Source organism: Brachybacterium rhamnosum, from assembly GCF_039526185.1.
In the GTDB taxonomy this organism is placed as follows: Bacteria; Actinomycetota; Actinomycetes; order Actinomycetales; family Dermabacteraceae; genus Brachybacterium; species Brachybacterium rhamnosum.
Genome location: NZ_BAAAIS010000003.1, coordinates 49,167 through 61,713 on the forward strand (window position 1 = coordinate 49,167; position 12,547 = coordinate 61,713).

Sequence of the window (12,547 nt, forward strand, 5' to 3'; positions counted from 1 at the left end):
CCCGACGGGGCGGGGCTCCTGGCGCGGAGGACGGGACGACGCCCGCACGGCGAGGAGGGGATAATGGACCTGCCCGCTCTCCCCTCACCCTCGAAGGACGTGCACCCGCATGGCGAAGATCGCCGCTCTGTCCGGCTTCCCCGAATGGCTCCCTGCGGAGCGTCAGGTGGAGCAGCACGTGATCGACGTGTTCCGCGAGGTCGCGGAGCTCCACGGGTTCTCCGGCATCGAGACGCGAGCGGTCGAGCCCCTCGACCAGCTGCTGCGCAAGGGGGAGATCGACAAGGAGGTCTACCTCCTGCGCCGTCTGCAGGCCTCGGAGGAGGAGGACCCTGCCGCCGACGCCTCGCGCACACTCGGCCTGCACTTCGACCTCACGGTGCCGCTGGCCCGCTACGTGCTCGAGCACCAGAACGACCTCGCCTTCCCGTTCCGTCGCTTCCAGATCCAGAAGGTGTGGCGCGGCGAGCGGCCCCAGGACGGCCGCTTCCGCGAGTTCTACCAGGCCGACCTCGACGTGATCGGGCAGGACGTCCTCCCCTCGCACGTGGAGTCGGAGGTCGCGATCGTCATGGCGGAGATCCTCTCCCGCCTGCCGCTTCCCGCCTTCAGCATCCACGTGAACACCCGCAAGCTCTCCGAGGGCTTCTTCCGCTCCCTCGGCTTCGAGGACCACACGGCGGTGCTGCGCAGCCTCGACAAGCTGCCCAAGATCGGCGAGGACGCCGTGCGCACCCTCCTCGTCGACGAGGCCGGGGCCACCGCCGAGCAGGCCGACGCCGCGCTCGCCTTCGCGGGGATCCGCTCCCGTGACGCGTCCTTCGGCGACCGCGTCCGCGCGCTCGGCGGGACCGGCGAGATGGTCGAGGAGGGCATCGCCGAGCTGACCGCGGTGCTCGAGCGCGTCGAGGCGGCGGTGCCCGGGGTGATCCTCGCGGACCTCTCGATCGCCCGCGGGCTCGACTACTACACCGGCACCGTCTTCGAGAGCTTCGTCGAGGGCCACGAGTCGCTCGGCTCCGTCTGCTCGGGCGGCCGCTACGACCGTCTCGCGGAGGACAACCGTCACAGCTACCCGGGGGTGGGCCTGTCCATCGGTCTGTCCCGTCTCGTCTCCCGGCTGCTCTCCGCGGATCTCGCCCGGCCGAGCCGGCCCGTGCCCACCTGCGTGCTCGTCGCGGTCTCCGACGAGGCGTCCCGCGGGGCGAGCGAGACAGTGGCCCGCACCCTGCGCGGCCGGGGCGTGCCGTGCGAGGTGGCGCCGACCGCCGCCAAGCTCGGCAAGCAGATCCGCTACGCCGACCGGCGCGGCATCCCCTTCGTCTGGTTCCCGGGGGCCGACGGCGCCGAGGACGAGGTCAAGGACATCCGCACCGGCGAGCAGGCGTCGGCCTCGGCCGGCTCCTGGCAGGTGCCCGAGGAGGACCGCACCGTGCGGATCCTGCCGGCGTCCGAGGCGGCCCGACCCCGCTCCTGACCCGTCCCCGGGTACTCGCCGTCACACACGGCGGTGAGCACCCTCACCGTGTGCGAGAGTGGGAATGATCCCCGCACCGAGATCGTTGGAGGAACCATGGCTACCGTCACCCTGACCACCGAGAACCACGACACGACCGTCGAGGACGGCGTCGTCCTCATCGACTTCTGGGCGGGCTGGTGCGTGCCGTGCCAGCGCTTCGCCCCCATCTTCGACAAGGCGTCGGAGGAGCACCAGGACGTCACCTTCGCGAAGGTCGACACCGAGGACCAGCAGGAGCTCGCGATGCGCTACGGCGTCACCTCGATCCCCACCCTGGTCGCGTACCGCGAGGGCATCCCCGTGTTCTCCCAGCCGGGCGCGCTGCCCCAGGCAGCGCTCGAGGACCTCATCAGCCAGGTGAAGAACCTGGACATGGAGGAGGTCCGCAAGGCCTACGCCGAGGCGCAGCAGCCCTCCTGATCCGTTCCCGGCCCGCAGAGCCGCGCCGATCGCACGACGAAGGGCCCGCATCCGTGAGGATGCGGGCCCTTCTCGCGTGCCGGGACGGGGCGGCGGTCGCCCGCCGCCCCGCGGCGGTGGGTTCAGCCGTCGTGCCGGCGACCACCGTGGCGCTTCGCGTCGTAGCGCGAGGACTCGTCGCGACGGGCACCGCCGCGGTATCCCCCGCGATCGCCGTCGCGGTGGCGCGGGCGGTCGTCGTCGAAGCGACGACGGGGACGGTCGTCGCGCCCGCCGCGGCCGCCGCCGGCGCCGCCGCGGGGACCGGTGTCCTCGCTGATGCGCAGCTCGCGGCCGGCGATGCGCGCACGACTGATGTCCTCGATCTGCTTCGGGGAGAGGCTGCCCTTGATCTGGACGAGCGCGAAGTTCCCGAAGATCGAGATCTTGCCGACGTCCTTGCCGTTCAGACCGCCCTCGCCGGTGATCGTGCCGAGGATCGACGGCGGCTTGGCCCCGTGGGTGTGGCCCACGCCGATGCGGTACTGGGTGTAGCCGTGCTCGGTGCGAGAGCCGCCGGAGCGGTCGTCGCGACGGTCGCCGTGACGGTCGTCCCGACGGTCGTCGCGGTCGTGGCGACCGGTCTGCTGGGTGAACTCCTCGTCCTCGTTCTGCGCGCCGGGGCCGGCGTCTCCGACGGTCATCGCGCCGAGGACGGCGGCCAGCTCGAGCGGGTCGATGCCCTGGCTCTCGACGAACTCGCCGATCAGCTCGCGGTACAGCTCGAGGCGCCCGCGCTCCTGCCGGGCGGGGACCTCCTTGAGGAGGGTGGCCAGGCGATGCTTCGAGACGTCCCGCGGGGACGGGATCACGGCCTCCTCGAGGGTCTGCTTGGTGGCCTTCTCGATGGTGCGCAGCGTGCGGCGCTCGTGCCCGCCGATGAAGGTCAGGGCCTCACCGGAGCGGCCCGCGCGGCCGGTGCGGCCGATGCGGTGCACGTAGGCCTCGGGCTCGCGGGGCACGTCGAAGTTCACGACGAGCCCGATCTTCTCGACGTCGAGGCCGCGGGCGGCGACGTCGGTGGCGACGAGGATCTTCAGGGAGCCGTCGCGCAGACGCTCCACGATCTTCTCGCGGTCCTTCTGCGGCACGTCGCCGGAGATGGTCGCCGCGATGTGACCGCGGGCCACGAGCTCGGTGCCCACCTCCTCGGCGGCGGCGCGGGTGCGCACGAAGACGATCGCGGCCTCGGCGTCGGAGGTCGCGAGCACGCGGGAGAGCGCACCGGTGCGGTGACGGAAGGGCACGACGGCGAAGGTCTGGTGGACGCTCGAGACGGTCGAGGACTGCGGGGTGATGCTGATCCGCTCAGGATCGGTCATGTGATCGGCGGCGACCTTGCGGATCGCGGGCGGCATGGTGGCGGAGAACAGCGCCACCTGGCGCGAGGCGGGAGCCTTGGCGAGGATCTCCTCGACGTCCTCCGCGAAGCCCATGCGGAGCATCTCGTCGGCCTCGTCGAGGACGGCGAAGCGCACCGTGTCCAGGCGCAGGCTCGAGCGGCGCATGTGGTCCATGACGCGGCCGGGGGTGCCGACGACGACCTGGGCGCCGCGGGCCAGCGCGCGCTCCTGGGGCGGGTAGGGGGAGCCGCCGTAGACGGCGACGACCTCGAGGCCGCCGATCGACGAGGCGAACGAGGTGATCGCGTCGGCCACCTGCATGGCCAGCTCGCGGGTCGGGGTGAGCACGAAGGCCTGGACCTCGCGGAGGGACGGATCCACCGCGGCGAGCAGCGGGAGGCCGAAGGCGGCGGTCTTTCCGGTGCCGGTCTGGGCGACGCCGATGACGTCGCGACCCTGGAGCAGCACGGGAATGGCCTTGGCCTGGATGGGGGAGGGGCGCTCGAAGCCGAGGTCCGCGACCGCGCGGCGGAGCGCCGGCGGCAGGTCGAGGTCCTCGAAGGTGGGGCCCTCGCTGCGCGGGGCCGGTGCCTCTGCCGAGGGCTGCGCGGCGCTCTGCTCGTCCGTGCCGGGCTCGGCGGGGACGGAGGAGCTGGCGGCGCCCTCGTGATCAGGGGCAGGGGAGACGTCGGTCATGGTGTCCTTCGACGGAGGTGGGTGGTATCCCGCACCAGATCGAAGCGCAGGAGGCGGGCCCGCTCGGGGCCGTGACGGACCGGCGATGCCGCAGGTGGGCCGCTGGTCGGAACCCGTTCAGTCTACGGACGCCGCTTGCGCCGCGACAGGGGGCGCCGTGGCGAGATCGCTCACCTTGCGCGGTACTCTGAACCGGTGCCCCCGCGGCACGCCGACCGCTCGGCGGAGCCCCGCTCCCGCCGCCCCGAAGAACGAAGGACGACCTCGTGCTGCGCACCCACCACGCCGGCGAGCTCCGCACGGAGCACATCGGACAGACCGTCACCCTGACCGGCTGGATCGGCCGACGCCGTGACCACGGCGGAGTGACCTTCCTCGATCTGCGGGACGCGAGCGGCGTCGCCCAGGTCGTGGTGCGCGAGGACGAGGCGATGCACCTGCGCAACGAGTACGTCCTCAAGGTCGTGGGCACGGTCGACCGCCGCCCCGCCGGGAACGAGAACCCGCAGCTGCCCACCGGTGAGATCGAGGTCACCGCGACCGAGGTCGAGGTGCTCAACACCTCCGCACCGCTGCCCTTCCAGCTCGACGAGCACACCGAGGTCGGGGAGGAGGCGCGTCTGCGCTACCGGTACCTCGACCTGCGCCGGCAGGGCCCCGCGGCCGCGCTGCGGCTGCGCTCGCAGATCAACCGCGCGGCGCGCGAGACGCTGCTGGACGACGGCTTCGTCGAGATCGAGACGCCGACGCTCACGCGCTCCACCCCCGAGGGCGCCCGGGACTTCCTGGTCCCCGCGCGGCTCTCGCCGGGCTCCTGGTACGCGCTCCCGCAGTCGCCGCAGCTGTTCAAGCAGCTGCTGATGGTCTCCGGCATGGAGAAGTACTTCCAGATCGCGCGCTGCTATCGCGACGAGGACTTCCGCGCGGACCGCCAGCCCGAGTTCACCCAGCTCGACATCGAGATGAGCTTCGTGGACCAGGAGGACGTCATCGCCCTCGCCGAGCAGCTGCTCGTGAACGTGTGGCGGACGGCCGGCCACGAGGTCAGCACGCCGATCCCGCGGATCACCTACGAGGAGTCGATGCGGCGCTACGGCTCCGACAAGCCGGACCTGCGCTTCGACCTCGAGATCGTCGAGATGACGGAGTACTTCGCGAACACGCCGTTCCGCGTGTTCCAGTCCCCGTACGTGGGCGCGGTCGTCATGGCCGGCGGCGCCTCGCAGCCGCGTCGCACGCTCGACGCCTGGCAGGAGTGGGCCAAGCAGCGCGGCGCGCGCGGCCTCGCCTACGTCCTGGTCCAGGAGGACGGCAGCCTCACGGGTCCCGTCTCCAAGAACATCTCCGAGGAGGAGAAGGCCGGGCTCGCGGAGAAGGTCGGGGCGAAGCCCGGCGACTGCGTGTTCTTCGCCGCGGGCGAGGCCAAGCCGTCCCGCGCGCTGCTCGGCGGCGCCCGCGCCGAGATCGCCGAGCGCCTGGGCCTCATCGACCACGACGCCTTCTCCTTCGTGTGGGTCGTCGACGCGCCCATGTTCGAGCCCGCCGGCGACGCGGTCGCCGCGGGCGACGTGGCCGTGGGCTCCGGCGCCTGGACCGCCGTGCACCACGCCTTCACCTCCCCGAAGCCCGAGTTCCTCGACAGCTTCGACAAGGAGCCCGGCGAGGCCCTCGCCTATGCGTACGACATCGTCTGCAACGGCAACGAGATCGGCGGCGGCTCGATCCGCATCCACCAGCGGGACGTGCAGGAGCGCGTGTTCTCCGTCATGGGGATCGACGAGGAGCAGGCCCGGGAGAAGTTCGGGTTCCTCCTCGACGCCTTCGCCTTCGGCGCCCCGCCGCACGGCGGCATCGCCTTCGGCTGGGACCGCGTCGCGGCCCTGCTCGCGGGCACCGACTCGATCCGCGATGTCATCGCGTTCCCGAAGTCCGGCGGCGGCTTCGACCCGCTCACCCAGGCACCGGCCGCGATCACGCCCCAGCAGCGCAAGGAGGCCGGGGTCGACGCGAAGCCCGAGCCCAAGGCGTCGCCCAAGGACCAGCCGGCGACCGCCGGTGACGCCGCGCAGGGCGCTCCCGACGCCTGAGCCGGAGCACCACGAGGGAGGGCCTCGCACCGTACGGTGCGAGGCCCTCCCTCGTGCTGTCGCGCTGTCCTGCACGGCGTCCGGCTCGCGCTGTCACCGCCTGCCGGACCCCGGGGCGGGGGCTCAGCGCTTCGCGCGGGGCTGCTTCGGCTCGACCGGCGCGCCGCCGTGCTTGACCTGGGGCTTGGGCAGGCGGAAGCGGCGGATCTGGATCGCGCGCATGATGCCGTAGCCCACGAGGCCCCGCTTCACCTCGCCGAACTCCTCGGTGAGTGCGGCGCGCAGCCGGCGGCGCAGGAAGAACGCGTCGATCACGCAGATCGCGATGCCGCCCCACAGCAGCGCGATGAGCAGGGTGCTCATGGCGAGGTAGAGCGACTGGTCGATCAGCGGCAGGACGAGCGCGACGATCATGAACACGAGCGCGACCGGGAAGAAGTACTCGGCGACGTTGTGACGGGTGTCCACCAGGTCCCGCACCCGGCGGCGCTCGGGGCCGCGGTGCTGGAGCGGCATCTTCGCCTCGTCACCGGTCACGAGGGCCTGCTGGGCCTCCATCTGACGGGTCCGCGAGCGCTCGCGGTCCCGGCGACGGGCCTCCTTGCGGTCGGAGACGACGAGAGGCCGGCGACGGGCGGCCTCCGCCTCCTTGCGGGAGCGGGTCGGGCGGCCCTTCGCGGCGGTGCGCGCGGCATCCGTGTCACGGGATGCGGGGCTCTCGGGGGTCGGCGGCTGGGAGGAGTTCACCACGGCAGTCTAGGCGGAGCGTCCCCAGGGAGCCTCCCAGGGGGCCGGTACGGTGGGAGCCATGAGCACGACCTCCTCCGCACATCCCGTCCCGGCCCCCGATCCCGCCCTGGTCCAGGAGCTCCGAGCACGGTTGGAGCCGATGCTCGAGCGCTCCGTCGCCGACCTCGAGGACCTCGTCCGCATCCCCTCGATCGCCTTCCCGGGCTACGACCGCGAGCCCGTGCAGCGCAGCGCGTCCGCCGTCGCCGCCCTGCTCGAGGACGCCGGGCTCCCGGACGTGAGGATCACGGCCGTCGAGGACGGCGCGCCCGCGGTGATCGGTCGCCTCCCCGCCGCGCCGGGACGCCCCACGGTCATGCTCTACGCGCACCACGACGTCCAGCCCACCGGGGACGTCGACTCCTGGTCGAACGAGCCCTTCGCGCCCGAGCGTCGGGGTGACCGGCTCTACGGCCGCGGCGCGGCGGACGACAAGGCCGGGGTCATGGCCCATGTCACGGCCCTGCGCCTGGTGGGGGAGCAGCTCGCGGCGGAGGGGATCGGTGTGACCGTCTTCGTCGAGGGGGAGGAGGAGGCCGGGTCGCCGACCTTCCGCCCCTTCATCGAGGCGCACCGCGATGCGCTCGCGGCGGATCTGATCATCGTCGCGGACTCCGCGAACTGGGCCGTCGGCACCCCCGCGATCACCGCCTCGCTCCGCGGCCTCGTGGACGCGGTGGTGGAGGTGCGCGTCCTCGAGCACGCCGTGCACTCGGGCATCTTCGGCGGTCCCGTCCTGGACGCGCCGACCCAGCTGGCCCGACTGCTCGCGACGCTGCACGATGACGAGGGCGAGGTCGCGATCGAGGGGCTCGTCCACGCCCCGGACCCGGCCGTCGAGATGCCCGAGGAGGACTACCGCCGCGACGCGGGCGTCCCCGAGGGTCTCGAGCTCTCCGGCCGCGGGTCGATCGCGGCGCGGATGTGGACGAAGCCGGCCCTCTCGGTGATCGGCATCGACGCGCCGTCCGTGCGCGAGGCCTCCAACACCCTCGTCCCGGTCGCCCGGGCCAAGGTCTCCCTGCGCATCCCCTCGGGCCAGGACCCGCAGGCCGCCCAGGACGCGCTGCTGGCGCACCTCGAGCGCCACACCCCGCGCACCGCCCGGGTGACCGTGCATCCCGGCGAGCAGGGTCGTCCCTACGGCGCGGATCTCGCGAGCCCGGCGACGGCGCTGGCCCGGCAGGCGCTCGGCGCCGCCTGGGGCACGGAGGCCGTCGACACGGGCCTCGGGGGATCGATCCCCTTCATCGCCGACCTGCTCGAGGTCTTCCCGCAGGCCTCCGTCCTCGTGACCGGTGTCGAGGATCCGCAGTCCCGCGCCCACGGGATCGACGAGTCCCTGCACCTGGGGGAGTTCGCCCGGGTGTGCCTCGCTGAGGCCCTGCTGCTGCTCGGCGCGGGCTCGCTCCCGCAGGCCGAGGGATGAGCCCGCTCGAGGAGGAGCGCCGCCCGGAGCCCGTGAGCGCCGCGGCGGTGCCGCTGCTCGGGCTGGGACTCGTGCTCGGCTTCCTGGGCGGTTACATGCTGGGATGGTGGGGAGCCGTCGTCGTGGCGCTCGTGCTGATCGCCGCGCTCTCGGCGGTGCTCGGCGGTCGCAGCCGCGCGGCCGCCGGGGCAGCCGCGATCGGCGTCGTCATCGGCTACGTCGCCATCATGCTGGTCGCCGCGTTCCGCGGGCTGCTGTGGTGATCGGTCCCGCCGGGGAAGGGGAGTGCCTGCCCGAGCGGCAGGACGGGCCGTCCACGCGTGCGGTGCCATACACCATCCGCGGCGCCCGAGGCGTACGCTGGACCCATCCGCAGCACCCGAGGAGGACCGCATGACCACGACGACCGAGCGTCCCACCGCCGCGCACCAGGTGACCCTCACCCCGGAGGCGGCCGGCAAGGTGAGCACCCTGCTCGAGCAGGAGGGTCGTGACGACCTGCGCCTGCGCATCGCTGTGCAGCCCGGCGGCTGCTCCGGCCTGATCTACCAGCTCTACTTCGACGAGCGCCTCATGGACAACGACCTCACGGTCGAATTCGACGGCGTCGAGGTCGTGGTGGACAAGATGAGCAGCCCGTACCTCACCGGTGCGGTGATCGACTTCTCCGACACCATCGAGAAGCAGGGCTTCACGATCGACAACCCCAACGCGCAGAGCTCCTGCGCCTGCGGTGACTCCTTCGCCTGAGCCGCGAGACGGTCCGCGACGGCGGGCGACCCCCTCGGGGGTCGCCCGCCGTCGTGCATCCGGCCCGCTCCCGGCCTCGCGAGGGCCGCGGCCGCGCATCGGTGACCGCGGCAGGTGGCAAGGGACACACCGTCCTCCGGTGAAGCCTCGTTCCCACAGCGTGCCGGTGGTCCGGGGCCCGCGCGGAGCACGTATGATGACGGGGTGCCGTGACGTGGAGGGCGCGCCGCCGTCGTGCGGATCGTCCACCTCGGCCCTCGTCCCCACGAGGCGCGGCACCATGGGCACGTCCCCGCCCATGTGAGTACCAGCCCTGGCCCCCGCAGCAGTCCCGCCCTCCACGAGCGGGTCGCGCCACGGAACCGGTCGGGGACGACGAGCGGAAGGTCATCCTTGTGATCCCCCAGGCCCCCCAGCGCGCGCGGCGCAGTCGCCGCATGGCCGCCGGCATCGCTCTCGCAGCACTGGCCCTGGCCGGCTGCACCGAGAAGCAGCAGCGGGGGTTCCTCCCCGGCTACAGCGACGGACAGGTCACCGACCAGACGGCGCGCATCACGAACCTCTGGGTGGGGTCCTGGACGGCCCTGGTCGTCGTCGGCCTCATCGTGTGGGGTCTGACGATCTGGTGCGCCGTCGCCTACCGGCGCCGCAAGAACGACACCGGCTTCCCGATCCAGCTGCGCTACCACGTGCCGCTCGAGCTCATGTTCACCCTGCTGCCCGTCGTCATGGTGCTCACGCTCTTCTACTTCACCCAGCGCGACCTCGACGAGACCGAGGCGCTCGACAAGGATCCCGCTGTCACCGTCACCGCTGTCGGCAAGCAGTGGAGCTGGGACTTCAACTACGAGACCGCCGACGGCCAGCAGGTGCACGAGCCCGCCGGTGTGCAGTCCTTCGAGACCGGCGTGGAGGGCGCGTCCGAGTCGCTCCCCGTGCTGTACCTCCCCGAGGGTGAGACCGTCGAGTTCCAGCTCGAGTCCCGCGACGTCATCCACTCGTTCTGGGTCGTGGACTTCCTCTACAAGAAGGACATGATCCCGGGACGCACCACGACCTTCCAGCTCACGCCCGAGCGCTCGGGCACCTACCGCGGCAAGTGCGCTGAGCTGTGCGGCGAGTACCACTCGGACATGCTGTTCAACGTCGTCGTGGTCCCGGCCGACGAGTTCCAGGCGCACCTCGACGAGCTCGAGGCCGAGGGCAACACCGGCGAGCTCGGCGTCGACCTCAACCGCAACCAGGACGACTGGTCCATGCGCGAGAAGTACGACGAGGGCGTGGACCGCACCCAGCGCACCGCCGACACCACGACCACGCAGGAGGGGGACAAGTGAGCGCCCAGACCGAGATCCGCCCAGGAGCAGAGGCTCCGGCGCGGTTCAGGAAGACACCCGAGACCGGCCTCGGCAAGCAGTTCTTCACCCTGCTCACCACGACCGATCACAAGATGATCGGCCTCATGTACATGGGGATGGCGTTCGCCTTCTTCTGCTTCGGCGGAATCCTCGCGCTCATGATCCGCGCCGAGCTCTGGGAGCCCGGCCTGCAGGTCGTGGTCTCCAAGGACCAGTACAACCAGCTGTTCACGATGCACGGCACGATCATGCTGCTCATGTTCGGCACCCCGCTGTTCAACGGCTTCGCGAACTATCTCGTGCCGCTGCAGATCGGCGCCGTCGACATGGCGTTCCCGCGCTTGAACATGTTCGCCTTCTGGCTGACCCTGTTCGGCTCGCTCATCGCCGTCGCCGGCTTCCTCACCCCGCAGGGCGCCGCCTCCTTCGGCTGGTTCGCCTACGCGCCGCTGTCGGACACCACGTTCACCCCGGGCCTCGGCGGTGATCTGTGGGTATTCGGCCTCGCCCTGCAGGGCTTCGGCACGATCCTGGGCTCGGTCAACTTCATCACCACGATCATCTGCATGCGCATGCCCGGCATGACCATGTTCCGGATGCCGATCTTCACCTGGAACATCCTCATCACGGGCGTGCTCGTGCTGATGGCCTTCCCGCCGCTGGCCGCCGCGCTGCTCGCGCTGGGAGCGGACAGGCGGTTCGACGCGCAGATCTTCAACCCGGAGAACGGCGGCGCCATCCTCTGGCAGCACCTGTTCTGGTTCTTCGGTCACCCCGAGGTGTACGTGCTCGCGCTGCCGTTCTTCGGCATCGCCTCGGAGATCATCCCGGCCTTCAGCCGCAAGCCGATGTTCGGCTACAAGACCCTCGTCGGCGCGACGATCGCGATCGCCGCCCTGTCCGTGACCGTGTGGGCGCACCACATGTACACGACCGGCGCGGTCATGCTGAACTTCTTCGCCTTCATGACGATGCTCATCGCCGTGCCGACGGGCGTGAAGTTCTTCAACTGGCTGGGCACGATGTGGCGCGGCTCGATCACCTTCGAGACGCCGATGCTGTTCACGCTCGGCTTCCTCACCACCTTCACCTTCGGCGGCCTGACCGGCGTGATCCTCTCGTCGCCGGTGCTCGACTTCCACCTCTCCGACACCTACTTCGTCGTGGCGCACTTCCACTACGTGATCTTCGGGACCGTGGCCTTCGAGATGTTCGCGGGCTTCTACTTCTGGTGGCCCAAGATGTTCGGCTACAAGCTCCACGAGGGACTGGGCAAGCTGCACTTCTGGCTGCTGATGATCGGCTTCCACACGACGTTCCTCGTCCAGCACTGGCTGGGTGTCGAGGGTGCGCCCCGTCGTTATGTGAACTACCTCGCGGAGGACGGCTTCGGCTGGATGAACCAGCTCTCGACGGTCGGCGCCTTCATCCTCGGCGCGTCGACGCTGCCGTTCATCCTGAACGTGGTGCTCACCCACCTCAAGGGAAAGAAGGTCGAGGTCGACGATCCGTGGGGCTACGGCGCCTCCCTCGAGTGGGCGACCTCCTGCCCGCCGCCGCGCCACAACTTCCACTCGCTGCCGCGCATCCGGTCCGAGCGCCCCGCCTTCGACCTGCACCACCCCGAGGTCGCCGCGCAGGACCACATGCTGCACGAGGAGCCCGTGCAGAACCCGAGGAGCAACTGATCCATGAACACCACGTCGAAGATCTTCTACATCATCGGGACCTTCTTCCTCGTCGTCGGTATCGTGTACGGCGTGCTCTCGCACGGCAGCGAGCCGATGGGGATCGAGCCCGTGGGCGCGATCGCGCTCCCCGGCGCCTTCGCCATGTCGTTCATGATCGCGGCCTACACGGGCTTCAAGGCGAAGTCCTTCCCGGGCCGGCCTGATGACGACCACGACGCCGAGGTCGAGGCCGAGGCCGGCGTCCAGGGCAGCTTCGCCCCGTACAGCTGGTGGCCTCTCTGGACGTCCCTCGGCGCCGCGATGGTGTTCCTCGGTGTGGCCGTGGGCTGGTGGCTCTCGACCTTCGGGATCATCCTCGCCATGTACGGCGTGATCGGCTGGGTCCTCGAGTTCTCCCGCGGACAGCACGCGCACTGACACCCGGCT

11 protein-coding genes are annotated in these 12,547 nt (G+C 71.2%); 9 read left to right on the plus strand and 2 right to left on the minus strand.

Annotated features, from left to right (window positions below; genetic code table 11):
- Positions 1 to 109: 109 nt before the first annotated feature.
- Together hisS and trxA are read left to right on the plus strand one after the other, a co-directional pair.
- Positions 110 to 1,477: a histidine--tRNA ligase gene (gene hisS / locus ABD080_RS10330; protein WP_343904749.1), complete on the plus strand. Its 1,368-nt coding sequence runs from the start codon at positions 110 to 112 to the stop codon at positions 1,475 to 1,477.
- 96 nt (positions 1,478 to 1,573) lie between these two features.
- Positions 1,574 to 1,939 carry a thioredoxin gene (trxA, locus tag ABD080_RS10335; RefSeq protein WP_264449208.1) on the plus strand — a complete coding sequence of 122 codons (366 nt, stop codon included), beginning with the start codon at positions 1,574 to 1,576 and terminating at the stop codon, positions 1,937 to 1,939.
- A 122-nt stretch (positions 1,940 to 2,061) separates the two neighbouring features.
- Here trxA and ABD080_RS10340 read toward each other — a convergent pair whose 3' ends face one another.
- A complete protein-coding gene (locus ABD080_RS10340; RefSeq protein WP_264449206.1) occupies positions 2,062 to 4,017 on the minus strand; it encodes a DEAD/DEAH box helicase in 1,956 nt (651 codons plus the stop codon).
- A 266-nt stretch (positions 4,018 to 4,283) separates the two neighbouring features.
- Here ABD080_RS10340 and aspS point away from each other — a divergent pair, with 266 nt between their 5' ends.
- Complete coding sequence (gene aspS, locus ABD080_RS10345; protein ID WP_264449205.1) at positions 4,284 to 6,104, plus strand: aspartate--tRNA ligase; 1,821 nt, start codon at positions 4,284 to 4,286, stop codon at positions 6,102 to 6,104.
- Positions 6,105 to 6,227: 123 nt separating this feature from the next.
- Here aspS and ABD080_RS10350 read toward each other — a convergent pair whose 3' ends face one another.
- Positions 6,228 to 6,851 (minus strand): DUF3043 domain-containing protein, encoded by a 624-nt coding sequence (locus tag ABD080_RS10350; RefSeq protein WP_264449204.1) that lies wholly within the window; start codon positions 6,849 to 6,851, stop codon positions 6,228 to 6,230.
- A 61-nt stretch (positions 6,852 to 6,912) separates the two neighbouring features.
- Here ABD080_RS10350 and ABD080_RS10355 point away from each other — a divergent pair, with 61 nt between their 5' ends.
- The 6 genes from ABD080_RS10355 to ABD080_RS10380 all read left to right on the plus strand — a co-directional run bounded on the left by ABD080_RS10355 (position 6,913) and on the right by ABD080_RS10380 (position 12,538).
- Entirely contained in the window at positions 6,913 to 8,322 is a 1,410-nt protein-coding gene (locus tag ABD080_RS10355; RefSeq protein ID WP_264449203.1) for a dipeptidase, read from the plus strand.
- The gene (locus ABD080_RS10360; RefSeq protein ID WP_264449201.1) at positions 8,319 to 8,585 is read left to right on the plus strand and encodes a hypothetical protein; all 267 of its coding nucleotides are present in this window, start codon (positions 8,319 to 8,321) and stop codon (positions 8,583 to 8,585) included. Before ABD080_RS10355 ends, ABD080_RS10360 begins: the two co-directional genes overlap by 4 nt.
- Before the next feature lie 130 nt (positions 8,586 to 8,715).
- Positions 8,716 to 9,072 carry an iron-sulfur cluster insertion protein ErpA gene (gene erpA / locus ABD080_RS10365; protein ID WP_264449199.1) on the plus strand — a complete coding sequence of 119 codons (357 nt, stop codon included), beginning with the start codon at positions 8,716 to 8,718 and terminating at the stop codon, positions 9,070 to 9,072.
- A gap of 395 nt (positions 9,073 to 9,467) precedes the next feature.
- On the plus strand, positions 9,468 to 10,409 hold the full coding sequence (gene ctaC / locus ABD080_RS10370) for an aa3-type cytochrome oxidase subunit II (protein ID WP_264449198.1): 942 nt from the start codon (positions 9,468 to 9,470) through the stop codon (positions 10,407 to 10,409).
- Complete coding sequence (ctaD, locus tag ABD080_RS10375; protein ID WP_264449196.1) at positions 10,406 to 12,118, plus strand: aa3-type cytochrome oxidase subunit I; 1,713 nt, start codon at positions 10,406 to 10,408, stop codon at positions 12,116 to 12,118. The genes ctaC and ctaD overlap by 4 nt, the downstream gene beginning before the upstream one ends.
- A gap of 3 nt (positions 12,119 to 12,121) precedes the next feature.
- Positions 12,122 to 12,538, plus strand: a complete 417-nt coding sequence (locus ABD080_RS10380; protein ID WP_137770949.1) for a cytochrome c oxidase subunit 4 — start codon at positions 12,122 to 12,124, stop codon at positions 12,536 to 12,538.
- Positions 12,539 to 12,547 lie beyond the last annotated feature (9 nt).

What these genes read in the sequence shown, in the direction of transcription:
- ABD080_RS10355 (WP_264449203.1), top strand. Translation starts at nt 6,913, where the DNA reads ATGAGCACGACCTCCTCCGCACATCCCGTCCCGGCCCCCGATCCCGCC.
- erpA (WP_264449199.1), top strand. Translation starts at nt 8,716, where the DNA reads ATGACCACGACGACCGAGCGTCCCACCGCCGCGCACCAGGTGACCCTC.
- hisS (WP_343904749.1), top strand. Translation starts at nt 110, where the DNA reads ATGGCGAAGATCGCCGCTCTGTCCGGCTTCCCCGAATGGCTCCCTGCG.
- ABD080_RS10360 (WP_264449201.1), top strand. Translation starts at nt 8,319, where the DNA reads ATGAGCCCGCTCGAGGAGGAGCGCCGCCCGGAGCCCGTGAGCGCCGCG.
- ABD080_RS10340 (WP_264449206.1), bottom strand. Translation starts at nt 4,017, where the DNA reads ATGACCGACGTCTCCCCTGCCCCTGATCACGAGGGCGCCGCCAGCTCC.
- ABD080_RS10380 (WP_137770949.1), top strand. Translation starts at nt 12,122, where the DNA reads ATGAACACCACGTCGAAGATCTTCTACATCATCGGGACCTTCTTCCTC.
- trxA (WP_264449208.1), top strand. Translation starts at nt 1,574, where the DNA reads ATGGCTACCGTCACCCTGACCACCGAGAACCACGACACGACCGTCGAG.